The sequence below is a fragment of the Peptoniphilus sp. KCTC 25270 genome, assembly GCF_021012875.1.
Taxonomy (GTDB): Bacteria; Bacillota; Clostridia; order Tissierellales; family Peptoniphilaceae; genus JAJMZJ01.
This window is the reverse complement of the sequence record NZ_JAJMZJ010000001.1, coordinates 680048-696693: the sequence shown is the minus strand read 5'-3', so window position 1 is coordinate 696693 and position 16646 is coordinate 680048. Positions and strand designations below refer to the sequence as shown.

Annotated in this window: 19 protein-coding genes; all 19 read left to right on the top strand. The window is 37.2% G+C overall.

From position 1 onward, the window contains the following. The first annotated feature begins 2 nt into the window (after positions 1 to 2). The 19 genes from LQU94_RS03415 (at position 3) to LQU94_RS03325 (ending at position 16646) form a co-directional block, all read left to right on the top strand. The gene (locus LQU94_RS03415; RefSeq protein WP_230635277.1) at positions 3 to 1349 is read left to right on the top strand and encodes a TrkH family potassium uptake protein; all 1347 of its coding nucleotides are present in this window, start codon (positions 3 to 5) and stop codon (positions 1347 to 1349) included. Between the two features lie 9 nt (positions 1350 to 1358). Then, complete coding sequence (locus LQU94_RS03410) at positions 1359 to 2021, top strand: TrkA family potassium uptake protein (protein WP_230635276.1); 663 nt, start codon at positions 1359 to 1361, stop codon at positions 2019 to 2021. Next, positions 2008 to 2784, top strand: coding sequence for an RNA methyltransferase (locus LQU94_RS03405; RefSeq protein WP_230635274.1), 777 nt, complete (start codon positions 2008 to 2010; stop codon positions 2782 to 2784). The genes LQU94_RS03410 and LQU94_RS03405 overlap by 14 nt, the downstream gene beginning before the upstream one ends. Further along, positions 2781 to 4094 carry a histidine--tRNA ligase gene (hisS, locus tag LQU94_RS03400; protein WP_230635272.1) on the top strand — a complete coding sequence of 438 codons (1314 nt, stop codon included), beginning with the start codon at positions 2781 to 2783 and terminating at the stop codon, positions 4092 to 4094. Before LQU94_RS03405 ends, hisS begins: the two co-directional genes overlap by 4 nt. Positions 4095 to 4211: 117 nt before the next feature. Further along, positions 4212 to 5900, top strand: a complete 1689-nt coding sequence (locus LQU94_RS03395) for a catalase (protein WP_304622577.1) — start codon at positions 4212 to 4214, stop codon at positions 5898 to 5900. Between the two features lie 258 nt (positions 5901 to 6158). Further along, a complete protein-coding gene (gene thrS / locus LQU94_RS03390; RefSeq protein WP_230635270.1) occupies positions 6159 to 8072 on the top strand; it encodes a threonine--tRNA ligase in 1914 nt (637 codons plus the stop codon). After that, positions 8062 to 8616, top strand: a complete 555-nt coding sequence (locus LQU94_RS03385; RefSeq protein WP_230635268.1) for a GDSL-type esterase/lipase family protein — start codon at positions 8062 to 8064, stop codon at positions 8614 to 8616. Before thrS ends, LQU94_RS03385 begins: the two co-directional genes overlap by 11 nt. A gap of 95 nt (positions 8617 to 8711) precedes the next feature. Next, positions 8712 to 10172 carry a hypothetical protein gene (locus LQU94_RS03380; RefSeq protein ID WP_230635267.1) on the top strand — a complete coding sequence of 487 codons (1461 nt, stop codon included), beginning with the start codon at positions 8712 to 8714 and terminating at the stop codon, positions 10170 to 10172. After that, positions 10162 to 10605 (top strand): Tfp pilus assembly protein FimT/FimU, encoded by a 444-nt coding sequence (locus tag LQU94_RS03375; RefSeq protein WP_230635265.1) that lies wholly within the window; start codon positions 10162 to 10164, stop codon positions 10603 to 10605. Before LQU94_RS03380 ends, LQU94_RS03375 begins: the two co-directional genes overlap by 11 nt. Beyond that, positions 10602 to 10922, top strand: a complete 321-nt coding sequence (locus LQU94_RS03370) for a hypothetical protein (protein WP_230635263.1) — start codon at positions 10602 to 10604, stop codon at positions 10920 to 10922. The genes LQU94_RS03375 and LQU94_RS03370 overlap by 4 nt, the downstream gene beginning before the upstream one ends. Then, a complete protein-coding gene (locus LQU94_RS03365) occupies positions 10861 to 11382 on the top strand; it encodes a type II secretion system protein (protein WP_230635261.1) in 522 nt (173 codons plus the stop codon). The genes LQU94_RS03370 and LQU94_RS03365 overlap by 62 nt, the downstream gene beginning before the upstream one ends. Beyond that, positions 11379 to 12314, top strand: coding sequence for a polymer-forming cytoskeletal protein (locus LQU94_RS03360; RefSeq protein WP_230635259.1), 936 nt, complete (start codon positions 11379 to 11381; stop codon positions 12312 to 12314). Before LQU94_RS03365 ends, LQU94_RS03360 begins: the two co-directional genes overlap by 4 nt. Before the next feature lie 67 nt (positions 12315 to 12381). Then, positions 12382 to 12939, top strand: coding sequence for an elongation factor P (gene efp, locus LQU94_RS03355; protein ID WP_230635257.1), 558 nt, complete (start codon positions 12382 to 12384; stop codon positions 12937 to 12939). A gap of 15 nt (positions 12940 to 12954) precedes the next feature. Beyond that, entirely contained in the window at positions 12955 to 13320 is a 366-nt protein-coding gene (locus LQU94_RS03350) for a CD1247 N-terminal domain-containing protein (protein ID WP_230635255.1), read from the top strand. Between the two features lie 93 nt (positions 13321 to 13413). Continuing rightward, entirely contained in the window at positions 13414 to 13800 is a 387-nt protein-coding gene (locus tag LQU94_RS03345) for an Asp23/Gls24 family envelope stress response protein (RefSeq protein WP_230635253.1), read from the top strand. 10 nt (positions 13801 to 13810) lie between these two features. Continuing rightward, positions 13811 to 14311, top strand: a complete 501-nt coding sequence (gene nusB / locus LQU94_RS03340; RefSeq protein WP_230635251.1) for a transcription antitermination factor NusB — start codon at positions 13811 to 13813, stop codon at positions 14309 to 14311. Then, a complete protein-coding gene (gene xseA / locus LQU94_RS03335) occupies positions 14298 to 15629 on the top strand; it encodes an exodeoxyribonuclease VII large subunit (RefSeq protein WP_230635249.1) in 1332 nt (443 codons plus the stop codon). The genes nusB and xseA overlap by 14 nt, the downstream gene beginning before the upstream one ends. Next, complete coding sequence (xseB, locus tag LQU94_RS03330; protein WP_230635247.1) at positions 15626 to 15841, top strand: exodeoxyribonuclease VII small subunit; 216 nt, start codon at positions 15626 to 15628, stop codon at positions 15839 to 15841. The genes xseA and xseB overlap by 4 nt, the downstream gene beginning before the upstream one ends. Further along, a complete protein-coding gene (locus tag LQU94_RS03325) occupies positions 15828 to 16646 on the top strand; it encodes a polyprenyl synthetase family protein (RefSeq protein WP_230635245.1) in 819 nt (272 codons plus the stop codon). Before xseB ends, LQU94_RS03325 begins: the two co-directional genes overlap by 14 nt.

The window sequence follows — 16646 nt, the reverse complement described above, 5'->3', positions numbered from 1 at the left end:
GAATGAAAAATAAATATGTATTGGAAAGCATATGGAAAAATCCTCCTCTATTGTTGGGGATGTCCTTTTTAATTCTCATTTTTGTTGGAGCGATTTTATTAAATTTACCAATGGCATCAGCAAACGGAGAATCGGTAGGATTTGTAAATGCATTATTCACCTCTACTTCCGCTTCTTGTGTAACAGGATTGGTCGTTCGTAATACAGCTGAGGGATGGTCGATTTTTGGCAAGGTAATCATTATTTCCTTGATACAAATTGGCGGAGTAGGAACGATGACCATTATTGCCATTATTTCCGTATTGGTTGGGAAAAAAATTGGTTTAAGAGAGAGAATGGTCATACGAGAACAGCTAAATATGAGTTCTTTGACAGGAATGGTAAAATTAATAAAATTTGTTTTGCTTTCTTCCTTGTTCATTGAATTTATAGGAGCTTTGTTGTTGAGTATACGCTTGATTCCCATATATGGTCTTGGAAAGGGAATCGCTTATTCTATTTTTCATGGAATTAGCGCCTTTTGCAATGCCGGATTTGATATTTTTGGAAATTCACTTGTAGATTTTCATAGTGATGTATTGTTAAATCTTGTAATTGCTTTCTTAGTTATTTTAGGCGGATTAGGATTTACCGTTTATTTGGATTTTACAAGAAAACAAGAGCGAAAACGGCTAATGCCTCATACAAAATTGGTACTTTCAACTTCTTTTCTTTTACTTTTCTTTGGTACTGTGTTATTGTATATCCTTGAAAAGAACAATCCAGGTACCGTCGGAAGTTTTTCAGAAAAAGACAAATGGTTGGCGTCCTTTTTTCAATCGGCCATTTTCCGTACAGCAGGCTTCAATAGCATTAATCTGGCTGCCTTAAATGATTCTTCAAAATTTGTTTCGATTTTCTTAATGTTTATTGGCGGTTCTCCTGCTTCTACAGCAGGAGGTTTAAAAACAACCACAATGGCGATATTGATTTTCGGGACGATTGCAGGATTGAAAGAACACGAGAGTGTAAATATTTTTCACAGAAAAGTTCCAGAAGAAGTAGTGAAAAAATCATTTTCTATCTTTTTTATTGCGACTCTATTAATTTGTGCTGTAGCGGTAGGAATTGTAAGCATAGAAAACAATCGATTCACTTTTATGGAGGTATTGTTTGAAACGGTATCGGCTTTTGGTACAGTAGGAGTCACCTTAGGAATTACTCCGGAGCTTTCTGCGGGAAGCAAATTGATTTTATCGTTATTAATGTTTTTAGGGCGAGTAGGCCCTACCACTTTTGCCATGGGCTTGTTGCACCGTGGACATAAGAAAAGACATCGCTATGCAGAAGGGCGTTTCTTGGTAGGCTAGGAGGAAAAAATGAAAAGTTTTGTAGTTTTTGGTTGCGGACGAATGGGTTCCTCTGTGGCAAGAACTTTATATAATTTGCACAATGAAGTGTTGGCGATTGATATTAATGAAGAGCGAGTAAAGGCTGTAGCAGACGATGTTACAACGGCCATCCAAATGGACGTTATGGATGATCGAGCCATGGATGAAATTGGATTATCCAATTTTGATGTGGCTGTTATTGCTATGGGAACGAGTTTGGAAGAAGCCATTATGGCGACCATTGCCTGTGTAGACGCAAAAATCCCTTTAATTGTAGCCAAAGCGCCAACTGCTCGTTATGGCAATATATTAAAAAAATTGGGAGCTCATCAAATTGTTTATCCAGAAAAAGATATGGGAGAGAGACTCGCTCACAATTTGTCTTCCAATGGAATTATGGACTATATTGAGCTTTCTGACGATTATAGTGTGGTAGAATTTACTCCAAGCCAAAATTGGATTGGAAAAACTTTGTCAGAAATTCATTTAAGGAACAATCATTCCATCAATGTTATAGCGATTCGAAGAAATCATGATCTATTGGTAAATGATTTGGCAACAACAACCATTCAAGAAGGAGACGCTCTCTTCTTCTTTGGGAAACGAGCCCAAATTGATAAAATCGAAGGGGTTCACTATGAAGAAGCTTGATTCTTTAGAAAATCCTGTGTTCAAAAAGGCAAAAAAATTAAAAGAGAAAAAGAACCGTCTATTGACAGGGAAAATTTTAGTAGAAGGCCCCGTGGTCATTTCTGAAATTTTGCCATTTGGAATGGTAGAACGTCTTTTTTATCGAGAAGGAGAAGAGGGAAAAATGGAAGAGGACTTTTCCTTGTTGAAAGAAGCCTCCCTTCCGAAAAATATCTTATCCAAAAAATTATTTTCTCAATTGCAAGGAACCGAATCCTCTCAAGGCGTTATTGCGATGGTGAAAAACCCAGTCCTTCCCTTTGAGGGGGAGTCTATAGAGGGGAAATATTTGTATGTAGATGGGATTCAAGATCCGGGGAATCTAGGAGGAATGATCCGATCTTGCGAAGCTTTTTCCTTTGACGGGGTATTTTTAGGTCCCAATACGGTAGAAAGTACAAACCCCAAAGCCATTCGTTCTTCCATGGCCTCTTTGTTCCGCTTGCCGATTTATACCATTGAAGATGAAGCGTTGCAAAAAATTTTGGCGCAAGGAACAAAGATGTATGTGCTTGATTTAGGCGGGACGGCCAAGTTAGAAGAAATCAAAGAAGAAAAAAATATAATTTTGGTTGTGGGCAATGAAGCCAAAGGGCCAAGGGTAGAAATAAAAAAATGGGCAACGGATCGAGTGGAAATTCCTTTGTCCGAAAATGTAGATTCATTAAATGCAAATGTTGCAGCATCCATTGCAATGTATGTATTACAAGGAGGAAATTCATGACAAAAATAGTAAAACCATCAACCTTACCAGGATTTATGGAACTGTTGCCAGAAGATCAATTGGTTTTTAATCAAATGATGGATACCATTCGTGAAAATTATGAAGCCAAAGGATTTTTGCCAATCGATACACCCGTTTTGGAAAAAGAAGAAGTTCTATTGGCAAAAGGTGGTGGCGAGACAGAAAAACAAATTTATGCATTTCAAAAGGGAGACACCAACCTTGCTATGCGTTTCGACTTAACCGTTCCTTTGGCCCGTTATGTAGCAGAGCATTTTAGTGATTTGAATTTTCCTTTCCGCCGTTACCACATCGGGAAAGTATATCGTGGAGAAAGAGCACAAAAAGGACGTTTCCGTGAGTTCTATCAATGCGATATTGATATTATTGGAAATGGGAAATTGGCCTTGTTTAACGACGGGGAAATCCCATCTATTATTGAACAAACTTTTTTGGATTTAGGATTTGATGATTTCACCATTCACATGAACAATCGGAAAATTTTAAGTGGATTTTATGGATCCATTGGCGTAGAAAATACCCAAGACGTCCTTCGTATTATTGATAAATTGGATAAAATTGGTTGGGAAAAAGTTGCAGAAGAATTAGAAAAAATTGAGTTGAGCAAAGAAGCCATTGAAAAAATTCGTGGATTTATTTCCATTCAAGGTTCTAATGACGAAATTTTGGAACAACTTAGCAATCTAAAAATTGAAAACGAACAATTTGTCCTAGGCCTTTCGGAATTAAATGAAGTTCTACACGTTGCTAGATCCTTAGGCGTGGAAGAAAGACACATTCAACTGGATTTAAGCATTGCCCGTGGCTTAGACTATTATACTGGTACTGTTTATGAAACCATATTGAATCAATATCCTTCCATTGGATCTGTATGTAGTGGAGGACGCTATGAAAATTTAGCGGAATATTATACAAAACAATCTTTGCCAGGAGTGGGAATTTCCATTGGCCTTTCTCGTTTGTATTACCAATTAAATGAAGCGGGAATATTAGAAGAGATGAAGACCTCTTCTGCCGATGCCATTGTCATTCCAATGGATGATACCATGGACGAATCTTTATCCGTACTAAAAGCTTTGCGAGATGGAAATGTAAGAACGATTTTTTACGGAGAGAAAGCAAAGTTAGCGAAAAAATTCAAATACGCAGATCAATTGAACATTCCTTATGCCATAGTTGTTGGCCGAGATGAAATTGAAAAGAACGAATACAAAATTCGAAATATGGAAACTGGGGAGGAAGAAATTCTTCCTTTGGAAAATATCGCGGAATGGATTCGTGAACAATAAAAAAAGACCTCTCTTCCTAAATTTAGGGAAGAGAGGTTTTTGTTTCAATCTTTTTTTGAGGGGTAACAATCCAAGTAACAGAATATTTCAAATGATAGAAGCCAAAGGAGGCAAAATATGAAGAATCCTATGGATAAAAATGGTTTAGGGGAATCCTTGCCGTCAAAAAATGATAGAAAAGGAGAAAATCCAGAAATTCGTACAGCTGCTGGTGCTCCAGTAGATAATAACCAAGATATAAAGACAGCGGGTGTAAGAGGACCGGTTGCTTTAGAGGACGTTTGGTTTTTAGAAAAAATGGCTCACTTTGACCGTGAGGTCATTCCAGAAAGAAGAATGCACGCCAAGGGAAGTGGAGCTTTTGGAACCTTTACAGTAACCGATGACATTACAAAATATACAAAGGCGAAAATCTTTTCTGAAATCGGGAAGAAGACAGAGATGTTTGCTCGCTTCTCAACGGTTGCCGGGGAAAGAGGCGCGGCAGATGCTGAGCGGGATATTCGTGGATTTGCGTTGAAATTTTATACAGAAGAAGGAAATTGGGACATGGTTGGAAACAACACGCCTGTATTTTTCTTCCGCGACCCGTTGAAATTTATTGATTTGAACCATGCTATTAAAAGAGATCCAAGAACCAATATGAGAAGCCCAAATACAAACTGGGATTTCTGGAGTTCTTTGCCAGAGGCTCTTTTGCAAACAACCATTGTAATGAGCGATCGCGGAATTCCATCCTCTTTTCGCTTTATGCATGGATTCTCTTCCCATGCCTATTCTTTCATCAATGAGAACAACGAACGTACTTGGGTAAAATTCCATTTCCGCAGTCAACAAGGAATCCAGAACTTGACAGACCAAGAAGCGGAAAAAGTGGTTTCTAAGGATCGAGAAAGCCATCAAAGAGATTTGTATGAGGCCATTGAAAAGGGAGAATTCCCAAAATGGAAGATGTATGTACAATTGATGACAGAAGAACAAGCAAATGCAATGGAAAACAATCCCTTTGACTTAACAAAAATGTGGCCAAAGAAAGATTATCCATTGATTCCAGTGGGAGAATTTGAGTTAAATCGAAATCCAGAAAATTATTTCCAAGATGTAGAACAAGCGGCTTTTACACCAGCCAATGTAATTCCTGGAATTAGCTTTTCTCCTGATAAAATGTTGCAAGGTCGTCTGTTCTCTTATGGGGATGCACACCGTTATCGCTTAGGCGTAAATCATCATCAAATCCCAGTAAATAGTCCAAAAGGGGTAGGATGTCCTCATGGATTCCATAGAGACGGCGCTATGCGTGTGGATGGAAATTTAGGTTCAGAAAATCATTACGAACCAAACTCTTATGGAAACTGGACAGAGTCTTCTCGCCATGGCGTACCAGGAGTTCCTGGAGGAGATGTATATAACTACGATTATCGTGAAGATGATCATGATTATTACACACAACCAGGACAATTGTATCGCGCTATGACCAAAGAGCAGCAACAAGTATTGTGCGAAAATACCGCTCGCAATATGGCAGATTCTACGTTACAAATCAAACATCGTTATATTCAATCTTGTTATTTAGCCGATGAAGAATATGGAAAAGGCGTAGCCAAAGCTTTGAATATCAATATAGAAGATGTGGATTTGGATTTACCAAAACGAGACTCAAAAGAAGGAAATTATGCGGCCAATAACGCTCATCCTGAGTTGGATGTAGAGAGCGAAGATCGCTCTATGGCTGATTGGGACGAAATCAAAACCGATTACGATCCAAAATCTTTCATCGATCCAGAAGAGGATCCATATTTGTTATAATATGAAAAAATCCCCTTGAATATTGAGAATGAATTTGGTAAACTAAGTACAATAATAGCAGATGGGAAAAAGTACACAAACCATTAGCGATAAGAGGATGGTGAAAGCTCTTAACTTTGTGGAAAAACCACCCCGGAGCTCTATCTTAATCGATAGCGTAAGATATGCGTTACATTCATTTGAGTATAAAAAAAGGTGGAACCACGGTACCATTCGTCCTTTGGCGAATGGTACTTTTTTGTATTTTAGGAGGAAATTATGTTCAAAATTACTTTACCTGATGGGTCTGTTCGTGAATATAGTGAAAAACAGTCCATTAAATCTTTGATCTTAGACATTAGTGAAGGCTTAGAAAGAGCCAGCGTTGGTGCGGTATTTAACAGTCGCATTATGGGGAAAGCAGAAGAAGTAGAAGAAGACGGAGAATTCCGCGTGGTAAAATTTGAAGACGAAGAAGGAAAACAAATTTTCTGGCATTCTACTGCTCATTTAATGGCTTATGCCATTCAAAGATTGTATCCAGAGGCAAAATTTGCCATTGGACCTGCCATTGAAAATGGATTTTACTATGATATTGATTTAGACCAAAAATTAAACCATGAAGATTTGGAAAAAATCAAAGCCGAAATGAAAAAAATTGTGAAAGAAAATCCTTCCTTTGAAAGAAAAGTTCTTTCTCGCGATGAAGCTTTGAAATTGTTCCAAGAACGCAACGATATTTATAAAGTAGAATTGATTGAAGAAATGGATGAGGGAGAAGTAATCTCTATTTATGAATTGGGAGAATATACAGATTTATGTAGAGGACCTCATTTGGAAAATGTAAAAAATATCAAAGCCGTTGAATTAACATCCATTGCTGGTGCCTATTGGAGAGGCGATGAGAAGAACAAGATGCTACAAAGAATCTACGGTATTTCTTTTGAAAAGAAAAAAGATTTGGATGAATACTTGGAAAGAATGGAAGAGGCGAAACGTCGTGACCATAGAAAAATTGGTAAAGAGTTAAATCTATTTGCTTTACGTGAAGAAGGACCAGGATTCCCATTCTTCCATCCTAAGGGAATGATTATTCGTAACGAATTGGAAAAATTCTGGAGAGATCTTCAATTGAAACGTGGATATGGAGAAATCAAAACCCCTATGATTTTGAACGAAGACTTATGGCATCGTTCTGGTCACTGGGATCACTACAAAGAAAATATGTATTTCACTCAAATTGATGGGGAAGACTATGCGATTAAACCAATGAACTGTCCTGGTTCTATTTTGGTATACCAAGCACAACCTCATTCTTATAGAGATTTCCCAATTAAATTAATGGAATTTGGTCAAGTGCATCGCCACGAATTATCTGGTGCATTACACGGATTGTTCCGCGTTCGTACTTTTACACAAGATGATGCCCATGTATTTATGTTGCCAGATCAAATTCAAGAAGAAATTATTAAAATCATCGATTTGTCTGATGAATTATACAAAACTTTCGGATTTGACTACACAGTAGAATTGTCTACTCGTCCTGAAGATAGCATGGGAAGCGATGAGCAATGGGACCGTGCTATTGAAGCCTTAGAAAAGGCCTTGGAATACAAAGGAATTGATTACAAAGTAAATGAAGGCGACGGCGCTTTCTATGGACCAAAGATCGATTTCCAATTGCGTGATTCCATTGGACGTACTTGGCAATGTGGTACCATTCAGTTGGATTTCCAATTGCCAGAACGTTTTGAGTTAACTTATGTAGCAGAAGACGGAGAAAAGAAACAACCTGTAATGACTCACAGAGCGTTAATGGGATCTATGGAACGCTTTATGGGAATCTTAATTGAAAACTATGCAGGAAAATTCCCATTGTGGTTGGCCCCTGTTCAAGTAGAAGTTATGCCAATTTCTGATAAATTCTTAGGCTATGCAGAAGAAGTAACAAAAGCTTTAGATAAAGCTGGGTTAAGAGCCCATTTGGATGCAAGATCGGAAAAAATTGGTTATAAGATTCGCGAAGCACAATTGCAAAAAGTAAACTACATGGTAGTAATTGGCGAAAAAGAAGAACAAGGACAAGTTGTTTCTGTTCGTACTCGCGCGGGAGAAGAATTGCCACCAATGAAAGTGGAAGAATTCATTGAAAAATTAACAAAAGAAGTGGAGGACAAAGTCATTGCCCAATAAAATTTTATTTGCGGGGGATAGCCTAGTCCAAGGTTTTGGCGTCATGGAGGAAGACAATTGGGTTTCTTTGGTGCAAAAAGCCTTGCCAAATGTAGAAATTGTAAATATAGGAAGAAATGGGCTCCTATCGGAGCAAGTTTTAGAAAAAATCCAGAAAGAATTGGAATACGAAACGTATGATTGTGTAGCCGTACTTTGCGGAGCCAACGATTTTATCGAAGGATATTCTCCAGAATACGTATCGTCTATTTACAATCAAATTTTGGATTCTATAGAAGAAAAAGGCGGGAAGGGAATCTTGTTGATTCCTCCCGTACCTTCCTTTGACACAGAGTATCCTTTTGTTTCGATTTCTTATTATAAATCCTTAATTGAATACACAAAAAAATTAATGGAGATAGAAAAAGATAGAGGGATTCTTCTTGAAAAAGGATTTTTAGGGGACTTCAATTTATATATTGATGGAATCCATCCAACAGAAGAAGGCCATAAAAATATAGCCAAATTATTTTTGGAATACCTAGAAAAAGAGCAGAATAAATAAAAGAAAAAGCAGAAATGCTTTTTCTTTTTTTATTCTGAAGTTTAGTAATGACAGAGCTCTAAGCATTTGATAGAATAGTTGGAAAGAGGTGAATTATGAAAATATCTTTCGATACATTCAAAAATAAATTAAAAAAAGAAAAACCATCCCTTTCCGAAACGGAAATCGATGAAAATATTATTGAACGATTCAAAAACAAACGACAAAAAAAATCAGATGAAATTTTGGCAGGGGCTCTTGTGTTGGTAAGCTGTGGTTTATTGGGATATTATGGATTTATTAATGGACCAATGGAACAAAAGGAGTCTATTTTATTAGCTCTTTCCGCAGATTCTCACGTGGCTCAAGCCAAGGAAGAAGATGGATTTACTGAGGTAAAATCAGACAAACCATTGTTCTTAGAATCGGAAGTTCAAAATGCTGTAATGAATTTGATTTCAAACGATCCTTATGCACTCATTGTAGGGGAACAATTTCAAAATTCCCAAGGAGCAGAAGGCGGAGTTACTTTAACGGTAGAATATTCTGGAGCGCCAGGGGAATTGTCTCAATTTTTACAAGGCATCCAAAATTCTGAAAAAACGATGGCCATTAGCGATATGAACTATCAGAAAGATTTAGATGGTAAGGAGTTAACCACTTTATCTGTTCAAATCCCCTACACATTTGTAGACCATACTTTGGCAAGTGGTAGTTTTGTGGCAGCTGATGTAGCAGCAGCACCAGCTGCTCCAGCACCAATTACGGCGCCACCAACAACGGCAACGCCAGCTAGTAAAATTATAAAGGCTCCAAAAACCGTTGTAAAAACCATCACACCGAAGTCATCTAGTAGCACGAATGTAACTAAGCCAAAGGTGCCAGTGACGCCCACAAAACCAACTCCAGCACCAAAACCTCAGAAGCCAGAGGAACCAAAAGGACCTTTGGTAAAACCAGCTTCTACAACTCCAGAGAGAAAGCCAGACACTCAATACAATGCACAACCGATTTTGACTTATGGGATGCCAGATTCTATTTCTGGCGTAAACTCTCTAGATGGATTGGCTGTGAAAATGACTAACTCTAATGGGATCGCTGGATTGGGTGTGGCAGAAAAGTGGGTTCAATTGAATTTTTCTACTCCTCCAACCCCTATGGTACAAGGTCCAAAACAAGTCATTATCAATCCAGAGGATGAGAATGCAGGATATATAGAAGTGCCAGGAGAAATGGTGCCAGGAAATAGAGAAACAGTCAATCGTGAAATTCAATTGAATACAGGTGGAATTTATTTACCTAAAAATGGATATGAATTGTCCATTGATGTATCCAATCATTCAGTAACTCAAGGAAAATTCCAATTGTTGATTGCCGATCAATTAGGAAATACAACAATAGTAGAAGAAAGCCGTCGTACTGGCGGGGGAGAAGGGTATGATCGAATCTTCTTTTCTCTAAAAGGAATGGACGGAACCAAACGCGCAACACAGTTCCGCTATCTATTTGTAGATTCTCAAGAGGTACAAGAGGAAATTGTCTTGAAAAATTTCCAAATTTTATCTCATGAAGTATAAAATTAAAGCTTTTACTTTAATAGAAATGGTCATTGCTATAGGAATTCTAGGAATTCTTCTGGCTATTTCTATTCATAGTTTTTTTGGCGTTTCGACCTTTAAGGCGGAGCGCCAATTGACTACCATGGAACATGAGTTGGAATGGTTGCGCACAACTGCATTAAAAGAAAGAGTTCCCACTTCTTTATCCATTGAAAAGGGATGTTATTGTCTATATGTAAATCATGAAAAGCAAGAATCGATTCCGTTGGAAAAGGATCTGGAATTTTTGCATGGAAAATATGGTGGAAATTTTGGAGATCAACTGGCCTTTAGTTCATCGGGTCGCCCTTCCAATGCCGGCACCATGTATTTTCGAATCAAAAAAACAACAAAAGCATTGGTACTTTCTCCAGTAAATGGACATGTATCAATTCGGGAGGTAGAGGAATGAAAACAAAGGCCTTTACGATGATTGAAATCGTTTTCTGTCTGTTAATTCTCTCTGTGCTAATAATTTTGCTCCTTCCATCTTTTGGCAGCATAGAAAAATCCAATCGTATTATGAATGAAAAAGAAAGGATTCTTTATGAGGCACAAAATGTTATGGAACTTGCCATAGGTCACGAGGAAATTTCAGAAAATGAATACGTAGAATGTAGAGTTACTCCATATAAAGAGGGGTTAGAAATTGTGGAGGTATACAAGATTGGAACGGAAGAAAAAGTATTGGAAGCTTTACGACCCAGTCAAGGCTTTTACGCTCCTTGAGATTGTTTTTGCTATTGGAATTGCATCCATTTTATTTCTTCTCATCGGTTCTTTGCTGAAAAATTCTTTAGAGTATAGCGAGGGATTTAGCCGCCAATGGATAAAGGAAAATCGCCTCTATTTTGCTACAACAACAGTATCGGATGAAATTTTGAAGGCAGATAAAATTCAGATCCTAACCAATAATAAAATACAACTGACCATAAAGGAAAAAGAAAAGGGAGAAACTCCTTATTTGCATATTCAATATTATTTTGAACAAAAATCCCTTATGCGCCAAGCGTACCGAAGCAATTCGGAGGAAGGGATTCATTGGAGTTCAGAAGATATAGGGAAAAATGTAATTTTATCGTCTTTGGACGGTTGGAGAGTAGAGAAAGAGAAGGATATTTTACATATTTCGTGGGAGTATAAAAATTCTCTTCAGGAGCAAAAAGTTGCTTTAAGGGGGGCCCAATGAGAAAAATAAATGGTGGGGTAGCCATTGCCGTACTCTTTGTGTTTTTAATAGTCTCTTTGGTTTTTTTGTGGATTTTGACTTTAACGAATAAAAAAACCATCCGCCAAGATTCGCAAAGTATAGGAATACAAAGCAGTTATTATGCGGAGAGTTTAGGATATTTAGCCTATTTTCAAGCAAGAAAAGACGGATTGTTTCAAGAATTATATATTAGAGATGAAAATCCGCTTCCCAACCCAAAATGGAAAGAAGCGGAGGGAAGTGCGATACTTAGAAAGAAGGAGTTGCCAGAAGAATTTTCTAATTTCAGCTTAGCTGTAAATTCAAAATATAAGGGAATAGAAACCAACGTGGAAATACAGGGGAAATTATATAAAGAGATCTTTCAGCAAGAAGATGGATTTTTGTCATGGGAAGAGTTGGAATCTGCTCCTGGTGGGACTTTTATGAAAGAAAAACTAGGAGGAAATTTTTATGAAAAAAATCGATATATTGGAGAAAAAATTTATACGATTTCTCAGAAAAGTATTCTAACCCAAGAAAAAACTTATATAGAAGTTGCCGAGGAAATTCAAGGAGTAGACGGGGCAATAGAGAGGTCTTTTTTATTTCGTCTGCCTGCCTATCATCGAGGGGTTTTATTGGTCAACGAAGAGTTGGAAATTCCATCTCCTGGGAACTGGTCAGGGATTGTAAAAATTTCATCTGAAGGAATTATAAAGGGAAATCTTACTATAAATGGGATTCTTATTTTGGAAAAAGGGGCTCAAATTCAAGGAAATGTAGAATGTAAAGGTTTGGTTATAGGAGAGGAAAGTTTTTCTCCTTGGATTTCTACGAAATTTGTTCCAGGAAATGTAGAAGAAATGTTGGGGAATACCGATTTTTTTGAAGAAGTAAAAATTTTACGTCTAAAGAAATCGATTGAATAAAAGGGGATGCTTGTCCAATAAAATTAGATTTGGTATAATAAGGGCAGTACTAAGAAGGAGGAAAACAATGATATCAGCAGGTGATTTTAGAAAAGGCATAACTTTTGTTATGGATGGTGACGTGTATCAAGTTGTAGATTTCCAACACGTAAAACCAGGGAAAGGAGCGGCGTTCGTTCGAGCAAAGATTCGTTCGGTTTTGAATGGTGGAATCAAGGATACAACATTTAATCCATCTGAAAAGTTTGAAAATGCTGTTATTGAAACGACAGAGATGCAATACCTTTATAGTGATGGCGAGTTGTATTATTTCATGGATAATTCTACTTATGAGCAAATTCCTGTGGAAAGAAGTTATGTAGAAGAAGCTTTGAATTTTATTCGTGAAAATGACAATGTAACAGTAAGTATCTATCAAGGTAAACCATTTAGCGTTTCTCCTAATAACTTTGTGGAATTAGAAGTAACAGAAACAGAGCCTGGATTAAAAGGGGACACTTCTTCTGGTGCAACGAAGCCGGCAACTGTAGAGACTGGATTCACTCTTCTCGTACCATTGTTTGTTGATCGCGGCGATGTAATCCGTATCGACACACGTAGTGGGGAGTACATGTCTAGAGTTTAAGATTTGGAGGATACTATGAGAAATCTTTTACAACGAATAGCATATTTGGAAGGATTAGCAGAAGGTTTGGGTTTTGAAGAAAATTCAAAAGAAGGCCAAATTTTATTAGAACTAATCGATATTGTTGGTGAACTAGCAGAGACAGTTGAAGAACAATTCATTGAGGTAGAAGAATACGTTGATGCAATTGAAGAAGATCTAAGTGAACTAGAAGAATATGTTTACGACGAAGACGACGAAGATTATGATGATTTTGACGATTTCGATTTCGATGAATTTGATTTCTATGAAGGATACGAAGATCTTGATGACGATAATGACGAATCTTTTTATATGAGTTTGGACGACTTTGAAGAAGAAGATTTGGAAACAGAAGAATAAAATAGGGCGGCCAAGAGGCCGCCTTTTCTAATGGGAAATATTTAGATAAATAGGCATTTTATGGTATAATGGAGGATAAGATTGGAGGTCACTATGGCAGATAAATATTTTGTAGACCAAGTAGGAAACAATAGCGTAAAAATCGCAGACGATGTAATTACCAAAATCGCTCAAGAAGCTGCTATTCGCGTAGATGGAGTGGTGAATAATATTCATGTGAAACGTGAAGGTGTTAGAGATATATTGAAAGTTGGAAACCCAAACAAGATGGCAAAAATCACTTCTGATGAATTACAATCTGTAATTGATATGTCCATCACTGTAGAATATGGAAAAAATATTCTAGAGGTGGCAGAAGAAGTACAAGAAAAAGTCAAAGAAAGCATAGATAATATGACCGACTTAGATATTGTTGCTGTAAATGTTCACGTAAATGGCGTTCGACTAAATGAAGGCGATAAAGTGAACTTGTCCATTTAAGGAGGTTTCTTTGAGTCGAAAAATTGCAAGAATTGGCATGATGCAAACCTTATTCGCCATGAATCACAAAGGAGATTATTCTTTAGAGATGCTAAATTATTTTTTAGAGGCTCCTAGTGATGAAGAAGAAGCATTATCCATTCACGAAATGTATAAAGAGGATAAGGGGATTATCGTAAGAGATTTGGTATCTCATAAGTTTATAGAAAAAGAAAAACAATACATTCGAGATCATGTTCCAAGAATTGTGGAACATTTGGACGAAATTGACAATGAAATTTCTACGAACTTAAAAAAATGGACTTTAGAGCGTTTGGCTCAAGTAGATTTGGCTATTTTACGCGTTGCTGTCTATGAATTTTTGTATTGCGATGATATTCCTTTAGCGGTATCTATTAACGAAGCCATCGATATGGCAAAAAATTATAGTACATTAGACAGCTCGAAATTTATTAATGGTATCTTAGGAACCATTGCGAGAAAGTACAAAGAGAACGATGAACCCTCTTAAAGTATCGGAATTAAATCAATACATTAACAAAATATTAAAAATGGATTATCTCCTTCAAGCAGTAATTGTAGAAGGAGAAATTTCGCAAGCAAAAAAATATCCATCGGGGCATCTTTATTTGACCTTAAAAGACGAAGAATCACAGATTTCAGGAATTATGTATAAATGGAATTGTGAATCTTTGGATTTTGAGCCGAAACAAGGGATGTCCGTTCTTATTAAAGGGCAAATTCAATGTTATACCCAAGGTGGAAAGCTTCAGCTAGTAATTTCAGAAATGACAGTAGCGGGAGAAGGAATCTTACATTTACGTTTTTTGGAATTGAAGAAAAAACTAGAAAAAGAAGGTCTTTTTGATTTAGAAAAAAAGAAGGAGATTCCTAAATATCCCCAGAAAATAGGGGTAGTAACTTCTTTAGAAGCGGCAGCTTTGGCAGATTTTTTGCGTATTGCAAATCGAAGAAACCCTATGGTAGACCTATTGATTTCTCCTTCCTTGGTTCAAGGAGAAACGGCTCACATTCATTTAATTCAGGCCTTAAAAAAATTAGATGTTCGAGAAGATATTGACTTGATTGTTATTACCCGCGGCGGCGGATCCTTAGAAGATTTGTGGGCTTTTAACGAAGAAGAACTTGTGCGCGCCATTTCCACTTTGTCCCATCCGGTTGTATCGGCTGTAGGTCATGAGGTGGATTTTACTTTGACAGATTTTGTAGCCGATTTACGGGCTTCCACTCCTTCTGCGGCGGCAGAAATTGTTATACCAGATAAACTGCAATGGATTCAAAAACTGGACTCTCTGTTGAATCAAATGGACTTGGAGTTGAACCGAGCCATGGATTCTAAAGTTCAAGATTTGGAAAGATTTTTTGTTCAAATGGATCGACTGGTGTCAAAGGATTCCTTTGCTCTAAATCGTTGGGAAATTGAGAATATAAAAAAAGATTTGGATTTAGGAATCGAATCTCAAATCTATAAAAAAAGAGAAAATTTAACGGTGGACTTTCATCGTTTGAATCCAAGAAATATTCTTCACAAGATTACAAAAGATAAATGGGAAGCTAGAGAATGGAAACAAAAAGTAGAAAGAATTCTTCAAAAGGATTTAGAGAAAAAACGCATGGATTTAGAAAATCTTTTCCAATCGTTAGAAGAATCTGCTCTCCATTTGCAATATCATAAAATTTTTAAGGCGGACAAGGATTTGGTCTGCTCTGTTTCTGATTTTGAAAAAGAGGATGTTTTTACGATTGAATTTTATGATGGTTGGATTGAAGGCGTTGTAAAAGAAATCCGAGAAAGAGGTGCGGAATGAAATACAAAGAGGGACAAGAAAAATTACAAAAAATAGTGGAAGAAATGAATGGCGGGGAATTGTCCATAGAAGAAATGGTGGAAAAATACGAAGAGGGAATGAAAATTTATAAGGAATTGAGCCAAATGCTTACGGATTTTGAACAAAGGGTGGAAGTTTTTGCTCAGAGAGAAGAGAATAGTGACGAGGTAGTGACATATGAAAAACAGTAAAATTGAAGAATTAAATGATTTTTTGCGTCAATGGATTATAGAAAAAGATATATGTCATCCAACGTTAAAGGAAGGGATTTTATACGCTTTAGAGTCAGGGGGGAAGCGAATTCGTCCAACCCTTTTCTACACATTATTGGAAGATTACCAATGGGAATGCTCTTGTAGTGTATATTTTGCAGCCGCCTTGGAATGCATCCACACATATAGCTTGGTTCATGATGATTTACCAGCTATGGACGACGATGATTTTCGTAGAGGAAAACCAACAGTACATAAACAATTTGGCGAAGATATGGCGATTTTAGTAGGAGATGGATTGCTAAATGAGGCCATGGAGCTAGCGATGATAGGAATTTCTCAGATGAATCCGGAGAAAAGAAATGGTGGAATTCTTGCTGCAAAATATTTATTCCGTGCAGCCGGGACAACAGGAATGATTGATGGACAGGCTATGGACATTACTGCTGGGGCTTCTTCTCAAGATATTTTGTTGTATGAGAAAAAAACAGGGGCTCTTCTTGGAGCGGCTTTAGCCATGGCAAGTGCTTTGGTGGAAGGAATCGAAGAAAAAGCAGAAGCATTTTATCAAGCAGGGTTGTTATTAGGGGTAAGTTACCAAATGCAAGATGATCTTTTTGATATTAAAGAAGATTTCCAAGAGTATGACGAAAATTTGTTAAAGCATTTGGAAGAGAATGCAGAGAAATATACAGAAAAGTGCAAAGACGAGGTTGAGAAAATTCAGGGAGATTTTTCTCAACTGAAGGCATTAATGGATAAAATATTGGGACGTCAGGAGTAA